The organism is Pseudoalteromonas sp. S327 (genome assembly GCF_005886415.1).
In the GTDB taxonomy this organism is placed as follows: Bacteria; Pseudomonadota; Gammaproteobacteria; order Enterobacterales; family Alteromonadaceae; genus Pseudoalteromonas; species Pseudoalteromonas atlantica.
Genome location: NZ_PNDP01000003.1, coordinates 138,920 through 160,628, shown reverse-complemented (window position 1 = coordinate 160,628; position 21,709 = coordinate 138,920). Strand labels below are relative to the sequence as shown.

Annotated in this window: 23 protein-coding genes and 1 pseudogene; 10 read left to right on the top strand and 14 right to left on the bottom strand. The window is 39.3% G+C overall.

The genetic code is table 11. From position 1 onward, the window contains the following. Nucleotides 1-44: 44 nt before the first annotated feature. Nucleotides 45-353 carry a YkgJ family cysteine cluster protein gene (locus CWB60_RS02330; RefSeq protein WP_171036109.1) on the top strand — a complete coding sequence of 103 codons (309 nt, stop codon included), beginning with the start codon at nucleotides 45-47 and terminating at the stop codon, nucleotides 351-353. 71 nt (nucleotides 354-424) lie between these two features. Here CWB60_RS02330 and CWB60_RS02325 read toward each other — a convergent pair whose 3' ends face one another. From CWB60_RS02325 to CWB60_RS02315, 3 genes are all read right to left on the bottom strand, one after another. Further along, nucleotides 425-1,042 carry a glutathione S-transferase family protein gene (locus tag CWB60_RS02325; protein WP_138576690.1) on the bottom strand — a complete coding sequence of 206 codons (618 nt, stop codon included), beginning with the start codon at nucleotides 1,040-1,042 and terminating at the stop codon, nucleotides 425-427. A gap of 48 nt (nucleotides 1,043-1,090) precedes the next feature. Further along, nucleotides 1,091-2,119, bottom strand: coding sequence for an NADPH-dependent curcumin/dihydrocurcumin reductase (gene curA, locus CWB60_RS02320; protein WP_004586964.1), 1,029 nt, complete (start codon nucleotides 2,117-2,119; stop codon nucleotides 1,091-1,093). A 177-nt stretch (nucleotides 2,120-2,296) separates the two neighbouring features. Continuing rightward, on the bottom strand, nucleotides 2,297-2,785 hold the full coding sequence (locus CWB60_RS02315) for a GNAT family N-acetyltransferase (RefSeq protein WP_138576688.1): 489 nt from the start codon (nucleotides 2,783-2,785) through the stop codon (nucleotides 2,297-2,299). A 147-nt stretch (nucleotides 2,786-2,932) separates the two neighbouring features. On the opposite strand from CWB60_RS02315, the gene CWB60_RS02310 reads away from it, so the two are divergent. Further along, complete coding sequence (locus CWB60_RS02310) at nucleotides 2,933-4,138, top strand: anhydro-N-acetylmuramic acid kinase (RefSeq protein ID WP_138576686.1); 1,206 nt, start codon at nucleotides 2,933-2,935, stop codon at nucleotides 4,136-4,138. Nucleotides 4,139-4,165: 27 nt separating this feature from the next. Here the strand turns inward: CWB60_RS02310 and CWB60_RS02305 are convergent, their stop codons facing one another. Beyond that, nucleotides 4,166-4,651, bottom strand: a complete 486-nt coding sequence (locus tag CWB60_RS02305; protein WP_024032946.1) for a hypothetical protein — start codon at nucleotides 4,649-4,651, stop codon at nucleotides 4,166-4,168. A gap of 236 nt (nucleotides 4,652-4,887) precedes the next feature. Here CWB60_RS02305 and CWB60_RS02300 point away from each other — a divergent pair, with 236 nt between their 5' ends. Both CWB60_RS02300 and CWB60_RS02295 read left to right on the top strand, forming a co-directional pair. Continuing rightward, nucleotides 4,888-5,715 carry a metal-binding protein gene (locus CWB60_RS02300; RefSeq protein ID WP_138576684.1) on the top strand — a complete coding sequence of 276 codons (828 nt, stop codon included), beginning with the start codon at nucleotides 4,888-4,890 and terminating at the stop codon, nucleotides 5,713-5,715. Nucleotides 5,716-5,911: 196 nt separating this feature from the next. Continuing rightward, complete coding sequence (locus tag CWB60_RS02295) at nucleotides 5,912-6,184, top strand: hypothetical protein (RefSeq protein WP_138576682.1); 273 nt, start codon at nucleotides 5,912-5,914, stop codon at nucleotides 6,182-6,184. A gap of 528 nt (nucleotides 6,185-6,712) precedes the next feature. On the opposite strand, the gene CWB60_RS02290 is transcribed toward CWB60_RS02295, so the two are convergent. Together CWB60_RS02290 and CWB60_RS02285 are read right to left on the bottom strand one after the other, a co-directional pair. Then, complete coding sequence (locus CWB60_RS02290) at nucleotides 6,713-7,003, bottom strand: hypothetical protein (protein ID WP_138576680.1); 291 nt, start codon at nucleotides 7,001-7,003, stop codon at nucleotides 6,713-6,715. Next, nucleotides 7,003-7,674 (bottom strand): alpha/beta fold hydrolase, encoded by a 672-nt coding sequence (locus CWB60_RS02285; RefSeq protein ID WP_138576678.1) that lies wholly within the window; start codon nucleotides 7,672-7,674, stop codon nucleotides 7,003-7,005. Before CWB60_RS02285 ends, CWB60_RS02290 begins: the two co-directional genes overlap by 1 nt. 200 nt (nucleotides 7,675-7,874) lie before the next feature. On the opposite strand from CWB60_RS02285, the gene CWB60_RS02280 reads away from it, so the two are divergent. Next, a complete protein-coding gene (locus CWB60_RS02280; protein ID WP_138576676.1) occupies nucleotides 7,875-8,360 on the top strand; it encodes a hypothetical protein in 486 nt (161 codons plus the stop codon). A gap of 105 nt (nucleotides 8,361-8,465) precedes the next feature. On the opposite strand, the gene CWB60_RS02275 is transcribed toward CWB60_RS02280, so the two are convergent. From CWB60_RS02275 to CWB60_RS02250, 8 genes and pseudogenes are all read right to left on the bottom strand, one after another. Beyond that, nucleotides 8,466-9,557 carry an OprO/OprP family phosphate-selective porin gene (locus CWB60_RS02275; RefSeq protein ID WP_138576674.1) on the bottom strand — a complete coding sequence of 364 codons (1,092 nt, stop codon included), beginning with the start codon at nucleotides 9,555-9,557 and terminating at the stop codon, nucleotides 8,466-8,468. A 1-nt stretch (nucleotide 9,558) separates the two neighbouring features. After that, nucleotides 9,559-10,146, bottom strand: a complete 588-nt coding sequence (locus tag CWB60_RS02270) for a DUF4956 domain-containing protein (RefSeq protein WP_039037236.1) — start codon at nucleotides 10,144-10,146, stop codon at nucleotides 9,559-9,561. A gap of 1 nt (nucleotide 10,147) precedes the next feature. Next, the gene (locus CWB60_RS02265; protein ID WP_138576672.1) at nucleotides 10,148-11,062 is read right to left on the bottom strand and encodes a polyphosphate polymerase domain-containing protein; all 915 of its coding nucleotides are present in this window, start codon (nucleotides 11,060-11,062) and stop codon (nucleotides 10,148-10,150) included. A gap of 77 nt (nucleotides 11,063-11,139) precedes the next feature. After that, nucleotides 11,140-12,252 (bottom strand): CotH kinase family protein, encoded by a 1,113-nt coding sequence (locus CWB60_RS20860; RefSeq protein WP_349304166.1) that lies wholly within the window; start codon nucleotides 12,250-12,252, stop codon nucleotides 11,140-11,142. 183 nt (nucleotides 12,253-12,435) lie between these two features. After that, nucleotides 12,436-12,717: pseudogene (locus tag CWB60_RS21055) on the bottom strand (lamin tail domain-containing protein); the annotation flags it as partial. An 18-nt stretch (nucleotides 12,718-12,735) separates the two neighbouring features. Next, nucleotides 12,736-13,698: a lamin tail domain-containing protein gene (locus tag CWB60_RS20855; RefSeq protein WP_249318302.1), complete on the bottom strand. Its 963-nt coding sequence runs from the start codon at nucleotides 13,696-13,698 to the stop codon at nucleotides 12,736-12,738. A gap of 222 nt (nucleotides 13,699-13,920) precedes the next feature. Beyond that, the gene (locus CWB60_RS02255; RefSeq protein ID WP_138576670.1) at nucleotides 13,921-15,048 is read right to left on the bottom strand and encodes a zinc-binding dehydrogenase; all 1,128 of its coding nucleotides are present in this window, start codon (nucleotides 15,046-15,048) and stop codon (nucleotides 13,921-13,923) included. Between the two features lie 43 nt (nucleotides 15,049-15,091). Further along, entirely contained in the window at nucleotides 15,092-15,769 is a 678-nt protein-coding gene (locus tag CWB60_RS02250; protein WP_104643803.1) for a glutathione S-transferase family protein, read from the bottom strand. Nucleotides 15,770-15,935: 166 nt separating this feature from the next. Between CWB60_RS02250 and CWB60_RS02245 the strand changes: the two genes are divergently transcribed. The 5 genes from CWB60_RS02245 to CWB60_RS02225 all read left to right on the top strand — a co-directional run bounded on the left by CWB60_RS02245 (nucleotide 15,936) and on the right by CWB60_RS02225 (nucleotide 21,688). Then, nucleotides 15,936-16,835 carry a LysR family transcriptional regulator gene (locus tag CWB60_RS02245; RefSeq protein WP_104643804.1) on the top strand — a complete coding sequence of 300 codons (900 nt, stop codon included), beginning with the start codon at nucleotides 15,936-15,938 and terminating at the stop codon, nucleotides 16,833-16,835. Nucleotides 16,836-16,938: 103 nt separating this feature from the next. After that, the gene (locus tag CWB60_RS02240; protein WP_138576668.1) at nucleotides 16,939-17,325 is read left to right on the top strand and encodes a hypothetical protein; all 387 of its coding nucleotides are present in this window, start codon (nucleotides 16,939-16,941) and stop codon (nucleotides 17,323-17,325) included. A gap of 69 nt (nucleotides 17,326-17,394) precedes the next feature. Beyond that, nucleotides 17,395-17,868 carry a hypothetical protein gene (locus CWB60_RS02235; protein WP_104643806.1) on the top strand — a complete coding sequence of 158 codons (474 nt, stop codon included), beginning with the start codon at nucleotides 17,395-17,397 and terminating at the stop codon, nucleotides 17,866-17,868. 64 nt (nucleotides 17,869-17,932) lie between these two features. Further along, nucleotides 17,933-19,567, top strand: a complete 1,635-nt coding sequence (locus CWB60_RS02230) for a DUF6892 domain-containing protein (RefSeq protein WP_138576666.1) — start codon at nucleotides 17,933-17,935, stop codon at nucleotides 19,565-19,567. Between the two features lie 156 nt (nucleotides 19,568-19,723). After that, nucleotides 19,724-21,688, top strand: a complete 1,965-nt coding sequence (locus tag CWB60_RS02225) for a hypothetical protein (protein WP_138576664.1) — start codon at nucleotides 19,724-19,726, stop codon at nucleotides 21,686-21,688. Nucleotides 21,689-21,709 lie beyond the last annotated feature (21 nt).

The window sequence follows — 21,709 nt, the reverse complement described above, 5'->3', positions numbered from 1 at the left end:
TGAGTTCCTGTATCCTAGTGGCTTATTCAAAAAAGTAAGTCACTATGCCTAATACTGTTATTCCAAGTAAAACTATTTCCTCTACACCTGAGCCCATAACCTGCGCTAATTGCCAGGCATGTTGCTGCCAATTAGAAGTGCGCATAGTGACCGACACGGGCGTGCCTTTTCAGTACATTGATTACGACAAATGGGGCAGCGAAGTAATGAAACGCGCAGACGACGGCTGGTGCCAAGCACTCGACCGCAACACGCTAATGTGTACCATTTACGAAAATCGCCCACTTACGTGCCGCGAGTTTGAAATGGCCTCAAACGAGTGTATTACAGAGCGCGAAATAGCGGGTATTTAATAAAAACATATGCACTAAAAAAGGGGCTCAAAAAGCCCCTTTGGTTTATCTGTGTTTTGTACTTAAGCTAATTAATCGTATTTAGCTTCTAGCTCATTAGCTGTATGAAATTTCTCGTGGCTTTGTAATAGCTCATCGTATTTTACAAGGTGTTTAAAGTGGACAAGTTGGCCTGAGTTTTTAACTATTTCTACAATAAACGACATCATAATATCGGCACCGGTTAACGTGTCGCCGACTAAATAGCGTTTACCTTGGAGTCGGTCGTTAAAGTAGCTAATTACTTTCACGGTTTCTGCATCGGCGTAATTTTCTAAAAACTCTGTTTTAGCGCCATCTTTTAAAACAAACATTTTAAGCAGTAGCGGCAAAATAGCAGAGCTTTCAGCAAAGTGTAGCCATTGTTGATATTCAACATATTCGGCAGTGCCAGCTTTTGGTGCAAATTTACCGTTACCGTATTTAGTAATTAAATAGTCGGTAATAGCGCCAGATTCGGTAACAATTAAGCCATCGTCTTCAATCACTGGTGACTTACCTAATTGGTGTACTTTTTTAAGTTCGTCAGGCGCTAAAAAGGTCTCTGTGTTGCGCTGGTAGGCAACAATTTCGTAATCAACATCCAGCTCTTCTAAAAGCCAAATAATACGTTTTGAGCGCGATTTATTTAAATGGTGTAGTTTAATCATGTCAGTCCTTGTTGGCGTTACTACATGTGCAGTAACGCTTTATAAAATTTAAAGTGGCTCGTTAATTTTAACAACGGTTTTACCAAAGTTTTTACCATTTAGCATATCGTTAAATGCGCTAATAGTGTTTTCAATACCTTCTACCATGTGTTCGCGGTATTGTACTTTGCCATCTTGTAGCCATTTTTGCATGTCTTGTGCAAATTCGTCGTAGCGGTGGCCGTAGTCGTCAAAAATTATAAAGCCTTGCATTTTAATACGTTTAGTAAGCAATTGCCCCATTAGCATTCCCATACGATCAGGCCCATCTGGAAGGCTGGTAGAATTATATTGCGACACTAAACCACACAGAGGCACACGGGCTGCGGTATTAAGTAGAGGTAATACGGCATCAAACACTTTACCGCCCACATTTTCGTAATAAACATCTATGCCGTTATCACAGGCTTTTTCTAGCTGCTCTGCAAAGTCATCGGCTTTGTGATCAATACAGGCATCAAAGCCCAGCTTTTCAACGGCATGTGTACATTTTTCGCTGCCACCAGCAACGCCTACCACTTTACAGCCTTTAATTTTAGCTATTTGGCCAACGGTTGCGCCAACCGGCCCTGTTGCTGCAGCTACTACAACGGTTTCGCCTTCTTTAGGTGCGCCAATATCAAGTAAGCCCATGTAGGCTGTAAAGCCAGGCATACCCATAATACCGAGTGCGTACGATGGGTTTTCTGGCTCTTTACCTAATTGCATAAGGCCTTCGCCGTTAGTAATGGCGTAATCTTGCCAACCGGTGTAAGCAAGTACCCATTCGCCTTCGCTGAATTTATCGTTTTTAGACTCTTCTACTTGGCATACGGTAGCGCCTACCATTACATCGCCCACATTCACCGGATCGGCATACGACTTTGCATCGCTCATGCGGCCACGCATGTATGGGTCAAGTGATAGGTAAATAGTGCGCAGCAGCACCTCGCCATCTTTAAGCGCTGGTAAATCTACTGTTTTAAGTTCGAAGTTTTCATCGGTAGGGGCACCGTGCGGGCGTGATGCTAAAGTAAGTTGACGACTAGTTGCAGACATAAAAATCTCCTCTTAAGAGTGAATTTACTTAGCGAATGTTTACGCGTTTAAAACCAAGTTGAGCCTAAACAATAATGCGCGCTAAGTTATACGAAAATAAAAATTTGTACCTTAATACACGAGCTTTGGGCGCGAGGCTGCTAATTCAAGCTTTGCAGAGTATTTATTCTAAACGGTTTATTTTAGCTTGCTAAAAATATGGCTATCGTAAAATACACCATTTTTATAAATGGCCTGTTTGAGCACAGCCTCGGCCTTAAAACCGCATTTAGTGAGTGCCTTTATAGAGCCAGTATTGCCAGCAAATACAGCGCCAAAAATACGGTTTAGGTTTGAGCTTTTAAATGCGTCATCGCAAATTTGCGAAATAGCATGAGTCATTACTCCTTGCCCCCAAAAGTGGCTATTAAGCCAATAGCCTATTTCGCCACTGCGGCTATATTCAAATTCTCCGGGGGTGATACCAATACACCCCGCAAATTGCTCATCTACAACAATAGCCTTAACTATTCCACTTTTAGAGCCTTGGTTTATCCACCAGTCGGCGTCGGCTTGAGTATACGGAAATGGAATTTTAGAGGATAAAAAGCACGTAACCTGTTCATCGTTTAAGGTAGTAATAATGTGTGGCGCGTCTTTTGGTTTAAAGTCTCTTAGGGTGATCATTGTTTTAATTAAGTGTCTGTTGCATACGAGTCAACTTAGCAAGCAATTAGAGATTGCACAATCACAAAGATTAACCGTTTACGCCTATAACTTTGATTTAAAGTACTCTAATATAAGCAAAATATGATACCTGTTTAAGATACCTTTATGCACCCACACATAGCCGCCCTTTATGATAGTGCCCAAAAACCAAGCCGTTTAATTATAGGTTTAATGAGTGGTACCTCCTTAGATGGGCTCGATGTAGCACTGTGTAAGGTAACGGGCGCAGGTATAAATACGCAAATTGAAGTGCTGAACTTTACCACCGTTGACTATAACAACGAGTATAAAAGCAAAATAAAGCAGGTATTTGCTAAACGAGAGTGTGATTTAGAACTTGTTACCTTACTGCATCCATGGGTGGGTAAACTCCATGGCGATATGGTTAATCAGTGCTTACATACTTGGCAGGTAAATCCAGCAAGTATTGATGTAATAGCCAGTCATGGGCAAACAATTTACCACTGCCCACAGTCGCAGCATAATCATAAAAGCTTTACTAATGGCACATTACAAATTGGCGACAGCGACCAAATAGCCGTTACTACCGGCATTACAACGATTGGTGACTTTAGGCAAAAACACATAGCCGCAGGAGGGGAAGGTGCACCGCTTGCGGTATATGGCGATTACTTATTTTTTGCAAACCCCAATGAGAACCGCATTTTATTAAACATGGGTGGTATTGCTAATTTAACGTTTTTACCTAAAAGCGGTGATGCAAATAGCATATTTAGTAGCGACATAGGCCCAGGTAACACCATTATGGATGCGTACGTACAGCAGAATTTTAAAGGTATGCACTTTGATGATGGCGCTAAAATAGCTAAAGCTGGCAAGGTTAATTCACTCTTATTAAATGCATTGTGTAGCAACACTTTTTTTGAGCTTGCGCTGCCTAAAACAACAGGGCCTGAAGTATTTAATTTAGGCTATTTATATGCTGCTCAACAGCAAACAAATACACAGCACTTAAGCCATGAAGATGTTATGGCAACTTTAAATATGTTTAGCGCGAGGGTAATTGCAAATGCGTTAAACGAATGCGCGCAAAGTGCTAAAGAGTGTGTGGTGTACGCAAGTGGTGGCGGTATTCATAACCCATTATTAATAGCGCACCTTAATGCGCTGTGCCCGACTATTAAAGCGTTTAAAAATACTGATGATTTAGGCATAAACCCCGATGCCAAAGAGGCCGTACTATTTGCCATTTTAGCCAACGAATGCCTAGCAGGTGAGCAGCAGCACCTAAATAATACTGCGCAGGGTATTGCAGGGGTCACTATGGGTAAAGTGAGTTTTGCTGATTAAGTTTTTATAAATTTGTATACCAACAGATTAAAAAAACGAAAATAAACTTGAGCTCATATTCCGAAAGTATTTTTTAACGCCGTGTGGCTTAGTTTGGCTTTTAAGGGCTTGCTGATTTTTATAACCAGCCTCAAACGCATTTACTTGCATATCAAACTGTAAACTATTTTTTAAAGTGGCATTTAAGCCATGCAGCATCAATTGCATTACTAAGCAGTGGCTTTGGGTAATTTTACTTAATGTTAAATACACATAACCACGCTCTAAGTCGGCGTTAGTGAGTACTTTTTCAGTAAAGTATTGTGCATCACGGGCACTGGGATACGTTGCGCTCAGCGAAATAATATCGTTTTCGTGGGCGTCGTCAGGCAATACGCATTGCAGCGTTATTTCATGCATAGCACTGGCTTGCAAGGTTAACTGCTCGTATTCCATTGTGTGGCCCATAGCCGCAGAGAGAGGATCTTCAAACGATTGTAACGCAAATGTGAGTTGCGTCATTGGTGTGCTCATTTACTTCAACTTCTAGATTATAAAAAATACAGTTCGAGTTTAAATTATCACCTATTTTGATTGCAGTTTTATGACAAATTGCACTTAATCGGATAATCGCTGTTTTTAGATTAAAAATGTTCTTAGTATCTTTAACTTTTAAGGAGGTAATTAAAAACTTAGTATTAGCGATCTTCTACATAGTTTGTTTAAACCAACTCAAGAAACTATCAACTCAATACGCAAGGACGTTATATATGGGAAAATATAGCAAGGGCATATCAAAACGATTTGAGAATACTAAAATCCAGGCTGGATTTTGCTTAATTTGCGGTGTTTACGGCCGACTTTCTCAGGACCACGTACCTCCAAAAGGTGCGATAACAATAACAAAGGTGGAGCAGCGTCACATCACAGAATTAATGGAGGTTGAAGCGTCAAGAGTTAAAGGCGTACCTTCACCAAACGGTAGTAAGTTCAAGACTATTTGTCATAACTGTAATAATATACATCTCGGTGGTAACGATGATGAAGTTGCTAGAGTCTGTAAATCTCTAACTTTGCAAATAAAAGATTATTTCTTTCATAGTGGCAGTCCATACACACTTATCAATACAAACATTGATGCTAAAAAATTTTCAAGGGCAATGATCGGTCATGTTCTAGCAGCAACTTCGGTTAAAGAATGTAAAGATAGACCACAGGATTCGCCTTATTTTCAGCCACTAAAAAACTTTGTTCTTGGTGAAGATAACGCTATTGATGAGACTCACGACATATATTATTGGTATTACCCTTACAATAAACATTTAAGCGCCAAATGTGTTGGATTTTATAACAATGGAAATATTTCCACTGTCAGTTTATTAAGCTTTTTTCCAATAGCATTTATGGTCACAAAGAAAAATGAAGGTATATATCCAGCTCATGCACGGAAATTAATGTTAACTGATAGCAAAATATGCTTAGATTTAAACTCAAGGGGATACGAGTTTGCTGAGTTCCCATTTCATGGATTAAAGGGAAACCAGATGATGGCTTTAGCTGACTATCAAACAATAGTCAGTTACCCTATTGGGCAGTAATCCTCAGTAAATCTTTATCAGCTAATATTGACAGCGGATGTGGGTTAAAGCGTTCAAATCTTGACTTCATACATTAAACTTCTATTCGCCCGTTCAATGAAGCATTAGCGAATGTTTGTAAGAGACAACGATCAAATTAACTATATCCTTAAACCTTTACTGTACTTGGGGTGTATTGTTTAGGGAGGTAAAATAAGTGATAAAGAAATCAATATTTTTCAGTGTATTGTTAATTGTATTGCTAGGTGCTTACTATGTGATAATATCTTTATCGGAAAGAAGAGATTTTTCTAAATCTTCGCTTGATTATTATTTGCTCGCGCCTAATTTATTTAAAAACTTGTCATCTGCAGATTCTATTGGGGAACGCTACATTTATAGTTCTAGTGACGGTAATAAGCCAATGGTAATTTCTTTTATATTCCATAGTATAAAAGACTCAGCTCAAATCAAAAGTGACCTTAAATAATATTTAAATAGTAATGGTTATAAACTGGTGGGCTCAAGTTTTTCGGATGGTGAAAATAGAGAAATTACAATAGAGACAACAGATAACAATGCTAATGTGATTGTTAAGCTAACAATGCTTGAGTATATAAAGTAATAGGGTTGAAGGGGACAAATTTTTACTTCATACATCAAGGCTTACCAGTGTCTGCTGATGTCGCACCAGCTAAGTTTGCCAGAGTAAGCCTATCAAATTAACTATATCCTTAAACCTTTACTGTACTTGAGAGGCTAGCAACGTACGGGTGACCCCTTACTGCGTTAATTGAGAAATAAGCTCAATTCCAGCATTGAATGGGAAATATTCCAACTTCCTATTGGAAATTCACTTATCAAAGCCTCGCCTTATATAAAGTCCTGTTTCAAGCTCAAATGAGAAAGAATATAGCGAGGTTTGTAATTTATCCGCTGTGGTAGATAAAGCATTTATTACTTAAAACCTAATATTGCAAATGTTCTCATAGAGAGTGTCTAGCTTATTTCTTATTTATTAAAGTGGGGCAGACCACCATACAGACTGAAATATAATGACAGGACTAAGCATTAATGCTGAAAGCCAAAATATTAATGCTTGAAGTTTATTTTTGCTGACACGGTACGAGAAAAACCATAAAACAGAGCTGATGATAAGCATAATGAAATATAAGAACACTCCGTAAATCCCCATTCCTTTACCGGCTAAAATAAAGCTTTTGAATGTAATGACTAAATACATTTCTGTAGTCGCTATTAATAAAATAGCGGCTAAAAGAAGGGTATTTGCTATTAGATTTCTACTCATTAGCGTAAACCTAAAGCATAAAGCTCGTTAGCTAATGTATTTCGACGTTTATCACCTATATTTGTGGGTTCTGCGTAATAAAAGTGACCTTCAGAATTTGGCATTTGCCCTGCCAGTGTAGGTAGATTAGAAAAAAGTTCAAAAACGCTCATACCTGCAAAAATTGGATCTCCATATTCGTTTAGATCAATTATAATTAATTTTTTTATTTGGACTATGTTTCTTAATCGCTGTAAAAACTCCATACTGATAGGACTCCCAATTAAAACCAAATTATCAATAACAGTACCTTTTATAGCGTATTTTGCTGCCAATTGAGACGCAATAATAGAGCCATAAGAGTAGCCTATTAAGTTAAATTGCGAAGCATTTGAAGTTGAGTGCCTTAAGAGCATTGGAAACCTTGGATCATAGTCTCGGCCTAATACTGAGCCAATTCCAGCATCGAATGCTGTTCCTCCGGACCATTTATCACGATCTACATACATCGCGCTTTTTATACCAGCTTCATAGAGAGATTGAACTAATGGCTGTATGTAACGACCATCCATTCCTGCTCCAGGGAAAAAGTATGTGCCTTTAATTTTATCACCAGGCTGGGTACAACATATTCCTTTAAGAGGCCCAAATTTTTGTGTCGTATTACTTTGTGTAATTTCTGCTTTGTTCATTACTTACTTCCGTGTATAAATTAAAAGAGGCTGAGTAAAAAGTAGATCTTTAGTTCAGGTTGGTTTAATACAAAATAGCAAAGTTCCTATTTTGGTTCAATTATTTGTAAAACAGATCTTTTATTTGATTTATTAAAAAAATAGTTACGACAGTCGTCATAAAATATTAGCTGAATTAGTTAGAAATAAGGTGTTTAAAGATGTTTTTTAATAGAACCGTGTTTTTAGTTTTTACTTTATTATCGGGCTGTTCTATAGCTAAAAGCGTTGATACATTTTCTTTAAGTGAAATGAATGAAACACAATACTTGCTTGAAACAACAACGCAGCCAACTATTAAAGTTATTGCTGATATGCAAGGAGCTGACGAGCTAGAATTAGTAAGGGTTTATGATTTAACGTGTAATGGTGTTAACTACCAAGTGCCTGCCGTTAAGGGAGATATCGAAAACGCGGAATCTATTGCTGAACACATAGAGTATTTTATATTTAAAAACGTAGGCGATGATTTATCAGCGATTAAAACAATCGGATCTATTGAGGTTAAAAGGCGAAGTGATGGTATTGTAGTTAATGAGCACACCATCGACCCATCACTGGCCAGTTTTAATAAAAAGCTGTGTAACAGTATTAACCGCAGCGGCAATATGGATTACCCAATACAATTTGCAGGCGCTGGTAATTAGTATTTATAAACTAACTTAAATACTCTTTACTAAGTAACTACAAAGCCCTGTGTTAAACGTAACGTTTAACACAGGTTTGGGCTAACCTACTAAACACCAAACGTATTAAAACGAATACTGCAGCCTTAATGAGATAGCATTGCCCGATGTGATAGTACCGCCTGCTTCAAAGTAGTCGGCTTTAATATAGTCGGCCATAAACTTTATGCTTTTGTTTACGGTGTAGTTAACACCAAGGGCGTAGGTTTTTGCGTCTTGGTTTTCTTGCTTGAGCTTAAGTAGGCTGTAGCGGCCTGTAATTTCCCAGCCTGGCTCTGAGCTTGCGCCTAGTTTTGCGTTTTTATACTTACGGTATCCGCCCGATAGCTGATAACCAAATTGCAAATAGCCGCCTTCGTAATCATTGGTTGTATTTTCAATACTGGTTACTTGTGCTTGTTGCCACTCGGCCATCATGGTAAATCTATCTTTAAGCCATAGTAGCTCTACGCCTTGTTGCGAGAGGCTATCGGCATTAATTTTATCGCCTTCTATTAATGAGTCGGCGGTATAAACTTCAAGAGGTTCATTCACTCTAAATTCGTTACCGTCGTACTGCCTCTCACTAAATGCGACGCCTAGGTGTAAAAGGTTGGTGTTTTGCTGCCATGGCACCCAAGCTACGCGCCCTGTAATAGCAGACGTTGCTTCGTCTTCATCGGGCTCGTAATAACCTAGTTGCCAATTTACTGAGGCTATGTCTCCCGATAGGCTAATACCTAAGCTACGGCCTGGCGAAAACGCTTCGCTTATCATGCTTCGTTCGAGCATTAATAAATTACGAGAGCTGGTTAGTTTTTCTAGGCCAAAGCCTTCTTTTTGTTGGCCTATGGTTAAATCGGCATATTTCCAGCCAGAGTATTCTAAGTAGGCGTCTTTTATTTCGGTTTCGCCATCGGCAAAGCCAAGTTGAAATTTACTTTTCCAGTCTTTGCTGATGTCTGATTTAAAACTTAGGCGTGCGCGGCGTATTTCTGAGGTACTTTCTGAGTCGTTGCTTTCGAATTGCCCCTCTAATAATGAGGTATCAAACTTGTTGTAGTCGAGCATGATATAGCCGCTTAGGTCTATATCGTCGTTAATTTTGGCAAAGCTTGCGTTACTTACAAAGCAAAGTGCTGAAAGTGCCGCATAAGTAATCGTTTGTTTAGAGGTCATGTTAGGCTGCCTTTGTTTGTTTTTCGGCTAAGTAACTTACTTTTAGTTGCGCTACGTCTCTTAAAAAGTCGATGTGTTCTATATCTACAGCAACTACGTTTAGCCCTGTGCGCTGTTTTAAATCATGGATGAGTGTGGCTTGGTTTTGCGGGGTTATGTTTTCTATGCGCTCGTAGCAAACGCTTTGTACTTCGTAGCGTTTTACAAATACGCTAGAGTCAATCAAAAAGGCAATTAAGCAAATTATGCCGTTAAGAATGCTTAGCTCAATTAAGCTCATTTGCCCTACAGAGGTCAGTAAAGCAATGGCAGTAACGAGAAATAAGTAAGTCATTTCTTTAATCGAAATAGACTCAGTGCGGTACCTTAGCATGGTAAATACGGCAAATAGGCCAAATGCAAATTCCATCGACATATCAACGCCGTGCAGCAAAAAGGTAATAATAAAAACGCCTACGCCAAATAAAATAAACGAGCCTGCCACCACTGCATTTTTACTTATGCGAAAGTAACAGCCATAGCAAAGTACAGCCAGCGATAGGATGTTAACTAAAAAGCGGGAAAGAAAAATAAGATCTAATTTGGTCATTTTAATTATTCTCTAAAGGTAATAGTGGGTTAGTGCGGTTAAGGTGTTTTAAGCGGGCTAAAACAGGTTTAAAGCGGTTTACTTTTAAGCGCTCGGGGTAAAGCAAAGCACAGCCAATGCAGTATTTACTAAACGAGGCAGGGAATATGTGGTGTTTGCTCATAAGCTTATAAAATGGCGAGTGTTTTGTTTTTTTACGTTGCTTAAGTTCGGCAATAAAAAAGCCCGGTAGTGTTATTTTGTTATCGCCTTTTGGGGTGTTGTACCACAGGTTAAAATCAAGCGTTAAGCGCTCGGCTTTTTCTTCGTTGGCTAGTGCTATGCGGTTATAGCCGCTTTGCTGGGTTACGTTTAGATGTGCAAAGCTGTTTTTCATTTGCTCTTTCATAAACGCAGTACAATGGGCTTGCTCGTTGTTTTTTTCGAGCTTGATGCGTGTTTTAACCGTACGGCTTTGGTTGTTTTTTAGTTTTACTTCTAGGTATTCGGTGGCTGTATCTACGTAGCGCCTTTGGCGCACTTTGTAGCGATTAAGCTTACCGTTATGGTGGGCTTTATATAAATCAAGTTCGGGCGTATCAAAGTACTGATTATAGTAAGAAAATAAACGCTTACCTTGTATATCAAGTACACGGTACTGGCCTTGTATATGAGTAAGTAGCTCAGGTAAAAACGACAGTGGTAGCATAAACTTACTGTCTACACGGTTCATTAAATTAGCGTTATTAAGATCGTTTAACCCGTAGCCTTCAAATGGGGTGAGTAACTCGTTAATTAATGTTGATAATGAGCCATCAGCATTTGGCTTTTCAGGTTGAGCCTGCTTATTTTTAGAGTTTATTGCAGTAATTGCTACTGGTAAGATTGAAGTATCCTTTTCAAAAAGTTCATCCTTAAAACGTGCTTGAATTGTCATAATTTTCTCAGATTATTAAATTGCAAAGTTACAGAGTGCAGTGCCAGCGTGCTGGCACTGCACAAAGGATGGGCTGTTTATCTAGCGCAAAATCCGCTGCCATCACCCGCTGAGGGCAATGTGCCATCAAGCTGCGCGACCATATTTGCTACGCGGTACTGCATAAAAGACGTTAAGCCGTAAAACTGCCCCGTTGTAGAGGTAAGGTTTTGCTCAAAGTAGGTTGAGCCATAAAAGCTAGTTGGGTCGTTTTGTACGTGCTCACGAATTAAATCGGCTATTTCATTTACGCGTGCGTTAAATGTGTCACTTGAAAGTGAGCCATTAATAAGCTGTGTTAAGTAACTGTGGTACGTGTCTAGGTTGCTTTGCTCGGCAAAGACATTAGCAATTAACGGGCGCTCGCTTAATGCGCCGCTTACTGGCTCATCAATGTAGAGCTCTCTTACATCTACGTTATTACAATCCATGTTAAATGTGCCGAATGACTCGTTAAAATCCCACGGCAAAATGCTAAATACGCCATCGTCATCGTAAATATAATAGTTATGTGCAAGCGGGCCGTGGTAGCTATCTAAATTGGACAGTGAAGTACTAACCGACATATAACGTAAAAGTGTGTCTACTTCTATGGCGCTGGTTTCGCCTTTATCGAGCGATTCTACAAAGTTAATAAAGGCGCCGTTATCTGTGGTGTCTTCGTTGGTTTGCAGGTTTATATCGGTGTAGCTTTGTATGTCGTCACCTAGCCATAATAAATCGCTGCCTGTGCCATCTGGCTTGTATAAATCGCCATTACTGTTGGTAAAGTGTTTTTCAACAAATTCGCCATCTACGGCTTCTACCATTAAATACAAACCAAATAGTTCGCCGTTTACATAAAAGTTAACGTAAGCATGCTCAGGCGTTGGTACGCCCATTTCATCCATTAGCTCGTAGGCGATTACTTCACGCATGTACGACGGGTCGTTAAACGAGTTTTGTAGTGTGAATTTTTTTAGTCCAAAAAACTTTTGCCCCGACACATATTCGTTAATATCAACCTTAAAGCTGTAACGGTCGCTGCTAGAGTTGGCAACACTGCTTAAGCTTGAGCCGCCTTTAGTGCGAATAGCAACGCTATCAAGTGTTACACCATTAAAGGTAATAGCGGTTTCGTGATATTCCTCATCAAGTGGGTTATCTAGAATGTCTTGCCAGTTTTCGTCAGTAATTGTAATAGAAAGCGTATTAACCGCTGTGGGTGTAAAGGCGGTTGCAACTGTATTTTCACTACTTGGGGTAGGTGTTAAAAACGCATGAGTAAAGCCTGTATTGCTACTTAGGCCGTAACTAAAGCCTGTGGCTACATCACTTTCATCCCAGTCAATGTAGTCAATTACTTCATCGTTGAGTATTAAGCTTAGCTCGTCTTCTTTGCCTAGTTTAAACGGGACGTAGTAAGTGCCTGGGTCTTCGTCGGTGGCATAAATAGTTATGTATTCACCCGCGTATAAATCTATGTCGGGCAGGGTAACGGGGTCTATGTCGTCGCTTTCATCAATAACTTGGTAGTTGGCTAAGTTAATTGTATTTGCGCTGTTGTTGTATAGCTCAAACCAGTCGTTGCCATCGTCTGCGGCGCTTGCCACTATTTCGTTAATAACGAGTGGCCCGTGGGTTGCTTGGCTGTTTTAGCTAAGCTCTGTTGGAGTGAGTACCGCAGTTGCATCGCTGCCATCAGGGTAGCGACCATAGCTGTAACCACTCAGCGCTTGGCCTTTATTCCACGATAACTGCTCTATAATTACATTGTTACTGTAAAGGCTTACGGTATCGCTTGAGCCTAATTTAAACGCAACGCTTGGCAGATCGCCTAAATCATCGGTGCTTGCGTAAATACGGTAAAACTCACCCGGCGATAACGTAATATCAGGTAGAGCAAACTGTTCGTTATTGTCATCACTTAGGGTGTAGTCTGCTAAATAAACATCGCTACTGCTTGTTACATAAAGCTCTATCCAGTCCTCGCCGCCGCTGCTGTCTTTTGCTAATACTTCGTTTATACGCAGTGGGGCATCTTCAGCAATTAGCGTTGTAACAAGTGTTGAGGTATCTGCTGTTTGGTTAGCTGCGCCTTCTGTGGGCGTTAGTGTTTGCGCGGTGCCGGTGCCATCGGTGTATAAGCCGTAACTAAAACCTTCAGCGGCTTCGCCTTCTTCCCAATCAAGTACAGAGATAGCAGTGCCGTCCTCGTATAACGTAACCGCATCGTCGCTCCCTAGTTTAAAGGTGACGTAATAACCGTTATCGGGCGGTGTATCGGTTTCATCAATGGCTTGAATAACAATAAACTCACCTTGGGAAAGCGATACTGCGGGCAGAGCTTGAGGCTCTCTGTCGGCGTTATCATCAACAAGTGAAAATACCGATAAGTCGGCTATATCTTCAGTGGCGTATAGCTCAATCCAATCGTAGGTGGTATCGCTTGGGCTTGCGACAATTTCGTTAATAACTAAACCAGTTGACGTGATTGTTGATGATGAGTCAGTACTTTGCTCTGTGCTGCTATCGGTTGTTTGCTCAGTACCGCCACAGCCATACAATAATGTAGTAGAGGCAATAACTGAATAAAATATAAAAGGTTTTATATTCATGTATGCACGCTTATTATTTTATTAAAGTGGATAAACTATAAGAATAAAAGGTGCAAACAATGTGTAAAAATTCAGTAAATTACATTTTTATGATGGTTTTGTGACGAGCTTTAAGGACGCGTTAACTGCAAGGCTCACAATAATAGGGGGCGTGTATTTAAACGTAAAAAAAGCAGATACTTAATTAGCATCTGCTTTTTAATTTTAACGAAGAATATTTAATTAAGCTTGAGGTTTAATTAAGTACTTCTCGCCGGTAGCTTGTTTAGAGTAAGCCGCGATTGATTGTAAATGTAATACCTCAGCTAATGACACTTCGTGCGTGTAGTTGCTCGCAAATGTAGTGGTGATTTCATTAGCAACGCGTTTGCGCATTTTCATTACTGTATCTGTGCCTAATTTACCTAAAGCATTAAATAACAAGAACCCGTTTACAGCCCAAGCAAAGCCAAAGTTACGATTAAGTGTAATAGGCCCGCGATCTAACGCACCATAAATATATGCTTGTTTAAACGTGTCTGAGCCATATAGGCTGTGCTCTTTCATATCGCGCGCAGCTGCCGCTTCCATACAGTTCAGTATGTCACTTGTTAGTTGGCCGCCACCAATAGGGTCAAATGCGATAGTTGCACCGGTTTCAATTATTGCAGCTGTTAGGTCAGCAAGAAAAGTGTCGCTGCTTGAGTTTACAACGTATTTAGCACCCATATCGCGCAGTAACTTTTCTTGTTGTGGTTTGCGTACAATGTTAATTAAATCAACGCCATCGGCAATACAAATACGGTTTAGCATTTGGCCAAGGTTAGAAGCCGCTGCGGCGTGAATAATGGCTTTATGGCCTTCAGCGCGCATGGTTTCTACCATGGCGAGTGCGGTAAGTGGGTTAACAAAAGATGATGCACCTTCTTTAGCGGTAGTCCCTTCTTTTAACTCTAGGCAACTTTGTACATTGGCACATATAAATTGACGGTACGTACCGCCACCAATAACAGCCACTGTTTTGCCCATTAATGCTTGTGCGGCTGGCGATGAGCCTGCAGCCACTACGGTGCCTGCACCTTCATTACCTACTTGTGTTGCTTTACCAACACGTGTTTTAAGTGATGGCATAAATTGAGCTGGAACATCAGCAGTAATTACTGGGTCTTCAGCAGTACCCGATTGTTTTGCAGTAGACAAATCAGCTGCGCTGAATAAAACGCCTAAGTCTGATGGATTTAATGGTGCAGCTTCAATACGAATAACTACTTCATCGGCATTTGGCTTTGGCATCTCGATGTTTTTTAAGGCAAGTGTAAGTTTATTGTCTTCGCTGATAGTTGAAGTTAGTTGGATATTTTTATCTGTCATAAGAGTGTTCCTATAAATTGAGAATGGGTAGCGTATAGCTTAATTACTTGCTTTGAGCTGCCAGTATTTGTGCTGTTACCTTTTGCATAAACTCAGGCATATTTGCTTGGCGATCTGCCTCTATTTGCTGAGCAATAGTCGATTGACTCATCTTTGCTTGCCACTCTTTCAAACCTGGGATTTCGGCCAGTACATCCCAATTAAGCTCTTTTGGCGTGAATGCGTTAACCACTGTATTTACGTAGTAAACGTAAATATCTGCCATGCTAAATTGTTCGCCAGCTATCCACGGCGAAAAATGCGTTAATTCACAAAGAGCGTTTACACCGCGCGTTAATAGCTTGCGAATGTCGTCTTTTACGTGTTCAGGTGCAGGGGAGCCTGTAAATACATACGGGATTAAGCGTCTGCTTGGCAATTCAAAGTAAAGCTCACTTATTTTCATAATTTGGCGAACAAAAGCACGCTCGGCTGAATCTTCAGGGTATAGCGTGTTGCTTGGGTAGGTTTCTTCAAGGTAGTCGCAAATAACGCTCGACTCTGCAATATTTAGCCTATCAGCGGTGGTTATAGCCGGTACTTTTCCCATAGGGTTTATAGCTAAAAACTGCTCGTCGTTGTTGTATATAAGGTGCTCATTAAATGGCAGCTCTTTGTGTAAAAGTACATGCTTAACCAAGTTGTAATAGTTACTAGCTGCGAAGCCGTGCAAAGTAATCATAATGTAGCCTTTGGTTTTAAGCTTTAACTATTGGCGTTAAATAAATTAAAGCGTGTAGATAAGTTAAGGTTATTATTACTTGTTTTAATTTGCTTATATATAAGGGAAAATGCGAATCACTTTTGTCTTTAAGACAATAAAGCATTTTATTTAATGGAGAGGCAACTTGGATCAACTAAAAGCAATACGGTATTTTATTAAGGTGGTTGAAACAGGCAGTTTTACCAAAGCCGCAAAAGCATTTGATGTGCCGCCCTCGTCGTTGTCACGGCGGGTTGCTGATTTAGAAAAAAGCCTAGGGGCGACGCTTTTAAAGCGTTCGACCCGTATAGTTAAATTGACCGAAGTTGGGCAAATTTACTATAACGATGTTCAGCAAATAATAAATCAGCTAGAGCAAAGCCACGAAACAGTGCGCAGTTATCAAACAACACCAATGGGGCGATTATGTATAAGCTCAATGGTGAGTTTTGGTGATAAAATATTACTGCCTCTGCTTGATGAATTTAGCGCGCTATACCCCGAAATTATATTAGATGTTAGCTTAAGTGATGAGCTGTCTACACTTGGGCGTGACGACGTTGATATAGCCATTCGTGGTGGTTATGCGCCAAATGAACGCGTGCTAGCAATAAAACTAATGGATAATGGCTTTATTCCTGTCGCGTCACCCTGCTATTTACAAAAATACGGCGTGCCTAATAATGTTATGGAATTAAAGGATCACAGTGGCCTTTATTTTAAAACGCCAGCGGGGCCAACGCCTTGGTTATGTAAAGTGGATGATCAATGGCACGACGTTTCTGGGCCTGCGGTCGCTATTTCAAATAACGGATCGTGGCTGGCTAAAAAAGCATGTAATGGTGAGGGTATTTTAATGTCTACTCGGTGGGCGCTCGACTCATACCTTGAGTCTGGCCAGTTGCAAGAGCTTAAGTTTGAGCATGAATTAGCGATAAGCCAAAATGCGACTATGGCGGTTTATTTGTTATATCAAAAACAGCGCTATTTAGTACCAAAGGTGAAAGCGGCGGTCGACTTTTTAGTACAAAGAATAAAAAGCTAGATAAATTTTGTATTTTTTGTTCTCCAGTAATTGCTTTTAATATCATAGAAGTGGAGTTAAAAATTCCTAAATAGTTTAATTTCAAATGTATTTAGGGTGGGCTATGAAAATAAATTTTTCTTGGCGAATTCAGTTTGGTCGCATTGTACCAATATGCTCTTGTGAAAATGTAAACAGTAATGGTAAGAGTGTATTGTTAAGTCTTTTATTAGATGATGGTGGGTTACGTTACAGTGAAACTATTTTTTGGATTGATGAAGGAATAAAGAGAATAAACTCTGTTTTAGCAAGTGAATGTAGCTTTCTTGACTGGAACCGCGAAAGATGGGGAACTGAATTCACGCTACACAATGCACGAGTATATTCTTTACTAGACGATAGCTATTTTCAAAATATACCTACGCAGCAGCTTAAAGGAGCTCTTGGCGCGTGGAAGTTATTCTTAGAGTCAACCCCTGATCTACAAAAAAACATTGAAATAAAATTATAAAAGACAAGTTTAATCAGTATGTTAAGCGGTATCAGCTGGCTTAATGTTTAGTTATTGGGAGAAGTACGTATGGTGCCATTTGGTTTAAGTTCAGAGCAGTTTAAAGCTAAATTTTTAGTTTCATTAGAAAAAATATCACCTTGTTTTATTCGCGAGCTCAAGAATTTGTTTACAGTTTCAATTCCCGAATCTGTTTTAGGTGCTGAGATTCAAATATTTCTAGGTGATGATTGTATGGAGACTCCTTCAGCTTGGATATATTACGAAGGAAAACAAAAAAAGATAAATAGCACTGATGCTTCAATATTTTCTGGTAAATCAGTGGAGTTACTTTCGGGTGATTATGCTATACCTCATTTTGATGAGAAATATTATATCAATGAAGAGTTCAACGCGGGTTACTTAATTGCTAATCTAACAAAACAATGGCTGGCTGAGAGCTGGTGGAAGGCTGGAGGCTGGGATTATCCTATTCCAGTATTAGTTATGGTTCATGATGATTATGGTGATGGTTCGTCGATTAAGTTGTCTGCAGTTTGCTAATAAATAAAAAGAATACCCTATAACCCCACAAAAATATCTTTCGAGTAAGGACTACCGAGTAAATATGTTGACTATACATTCTCAGATACAAAAAAATATAGATTTAATTCGTGACCCTAATTTTGGTGTTGTTCAAAAAGGTGTACCTAATAAAAAAAATAAAGCAACAGTAAGAAACATTCATGCGCAATGGAAAAAATTAATAGAAGAACAGCAAGCAACCATTAAAAGGCAATATGATCGAGGGCTCATTGATTGGCCAGAATGTCGTAGTTTAATGAGGGCTGATTTTAGCATTGAAGATGAAATATACAGCGCAATGATGAATTGGCTTTCAACCATAGATTTATCTGACACACTTGAGGTTGAGTACCTTGCTACGTTTATTGAGATTGTAAGTAGCTCAGATTATTCGCCAAATGCTTTGGTGTTATTAAAATATCACCAAACTATACTAACTAAAATAAAAGAACTTATTGAACACCAACGGGTACATCAGCAAAATACAAAAATTAACTTAGTTGTTTCAGGTTTAATAGAGCTATATTTTTATCTTTCAGTAGGCAGTTACACTCCAGATTTTATCAAGCGGTATGAACTCAATAAAGTTGATATAGCGCTATTGCTTCCTTCTTTTTATCGAGCATTTTCAGATGAAGATAGTAATTTGATAATGGGTATTTTTGAAGAGTTTCACCCAGATGTTATAAACGAGTTTACTCAGCTATTACATTCGAGCATTGTTAGGCATGCTAGAAATAGCAGTTACGGCTGGATGCATTCAGAACTACTAAGTATGCTTGCAAAGCCTGCAGATGTGTTTTATAAAAACGCACCTCTGATTTTTAAAAGCCTGATTAATGACTTTGATTTTTCTGATATTGAGATGGATTATTTAATTGAAAATTTAATACTATGCCCGCTTGGGATTGAAGGTAAAAAAACACAACAAGCACATATTCAAGAACACCTAAATCACATTAAAGCAAAGGGCGCAAAACAAAGTATAATTAACGATTATCAACAAAAATTAGATAATATAGATTCAGTTAGCCAAGAAAAATACAACAAAAATATTAAAACGGCTCTGCGTAGAATTACCGTTTCAGCCCCTACTCGAAAAAGCTTAGGCATATTACTTAAAGCCACTACCGATAAAGCTAAAGTGACACACTTAAAATCGTTACTTTTAGAAGCTGATGCTTTAAAAAACACACCTAAATTGTTTAATATTAATAATAAACCCACCGTTTTATTTCGTGATTTTAATTTTAAGTTACTCGTTATTGAAGAGCTGATGTATCGACAAGAGATCCTCTTACCAAAGTTTGATTTAGATTTATTTGCCAAAGAGTATATAAAACGCGAAATTGATCGAGAAGAAGATGGATATGAGTGCATTGCTGAAGTTAAAAAGTACTTTAAAAACGTAGAAATACCGATGACTTTACTCGAAAAAGTAACGCAGCTTTATCAAGACAGTGGTTTAAATGGTGGAGCTGTATTTTTAGAGCACATGCATCCATTTTGGGATCCCGGTATGGGAGATGAAGTACCCAAAGTAACAAATAAGGCAATTGATGATTTAGCTCTATTACCTAATCTTACTAAAATAATTGGTTTAGAAAATAGCGAGCCGAGTAAAAAATTATTAAATGCCTTAGCTGAGCGAAATATTGAGTTGGAAGAGGAGGAGTAATTTAGATTACGCCTTCAAAATTTTAGATTAAAAGCAGATGATTATATCTAAATTCAAGTATTAATTTTTTCTGCTTTTAATTTTATTACTGTAGCTAAAGCTTTTAGCTAAATGACCGATAAAATACTTAATAGAGTTTAGCGATTAAGGATAATCATGGTCAACAGCACTCTTGGCAACCACGCCAATTTAAGCGCTTTACTTGGTCAATCAGTTAATAATACGAGTCAAACCTCTTTGGCGGCGCCAAAAAGTAACGGTGACCTTCAAGCTATTAATGCTTTACACACTAACGTGCCTAAAATAACCGACGAGCTGCTTAGCCAGTTAAATAACGAAACTACTGACGAAGCCCTAGCCAGTAATCAAAAAGTTGAGGATGTTTTACAGCAGCAATTAACCTCACTATTTACAATATCGAGTACACCAAGCCTTAATAACTATAAACCCTCCAATGAAGAACTCGCCCTGCGCACCGTAATAAGCTCTCAGCATGAGGGGTTATTAAAAAACGAAAACAGTACCCAATTAATTGAGCGATTAAATACGTCGGTTAAGAATATTCAGGGTGCTTATGCTAATACCAGCGATATTTTATCGAGTTTAGGGCAGCTTGGGCATGAGCAAAAAACGTTTTTAGCCTCAAGCCAGCAACGTGTAGAGCGCTCACTTAATCCTTACATGGAAAGCCTTAACCGTGCAAAATACGAGGATGGCGATAACAACCTGTTTGAGCTCTCGGTAAAAACTAAAGAGGGTGATGTTATAAACATTATCTTTAACTCATCGCAAGGGTACGATGAAAACACAGGTGAAGCGATAGATGGCTTTGGCATAAGTTACGAAGTAAATGGCGATTTATCTGAGGCTGAGCATAAAGCACTTACGCAGGTGCTCAGTGGTGTTGGCGAAATGGCAGATGAATTTTTTAAAGTGAGTGAAAACTCATTTAATCCTCTTATAGTGCCAAACGAAACAGACATGAGTTTAGATTTTTTAGCAGGGTTTAATAGTGAGCAGCTAACAGGCTTTGATGTGTCGTTTTCAACAACGCAAAATAAAGATCTTGATTCGAAAGAGAACACGCTTGATTTAAGTTACTCCATTGATGAAGCATCAAACCAGCAAGCACTTGTGTTTAAAGCCGCAAGTGGGCAAAACGACATTGATTTTGCACTTGATATGTCAACGATTGGCGCTAAAGACACGCAGCAAATGCAGCAGTATTTAGCGTCGCTCGATCAAAGCTTAGAAGATAGCCGAGTAAACAGTACCAAAGACGATAAAGAGTCGGCATTTGGGCGAAAAGGTGACGAAGCAATGCTGCAGGGCTTTGCATTATTTAAAGGCGCTTTTGCGAGTATGTCGTCAGCGGCTGAGCGTTATAGCAATTTAGAGTCGCTTGCAGATCAGCAATTTAATGACGGGCGCGCCATGGTTGCCGATTTAGTTGATAACATGATTACAAACGATGCCCGTTACCAAGGGCTCGGTAATAAAGCGCCAAATACATTAGGAGCGGGTATTTCTAAGCTCGCTGATTTTGATGCCACTTTTTCATATGCGCTGGATAACGGCGATTATCAGCCTAAAAGTACCATTGAGCTAAGCCAAGCGACTGATCAAACCCAATTAGGGGATCTTAGCGGTGTAACGCAAAGTAAAAATGTAAGTAGCCATTTTGATTATCAATACAGTCGCCCTGATTACTACAACAAAGAAGAGAGTTATAACGTAGGGACTGCGGTTAAAAATAAAGAGCTAGTGGGGCTTGATCAGTCTCACGAAGTGGATGTTGATACAAAAATGTATGCGTTTAACCCGCAAACTAACCAATATGAACTGCAAATGGCGATGCAAGAGCAAACAGTTAGTAAAAGCGACATTCGCTTAATTGACGATATTTGGCTCGAAGAAAACGAAAACAGCTACTCAATGCATAAAAAAGAGCGCGATGAGAGTGATGACAAGCAAGATGATTTTATAGAAACAAACCGTCACTCACACACCAAGCTTGTTACCTTAATTGGTGACTTAGATAAGTTAGCCGAGAATAAAGCAGTAAGGCGAGAATATTTAACTAACTTATCGCAAGTTAATTTTTTTATGGATAAAAAGTAACGCTTTAGAGCTGTTCACTCT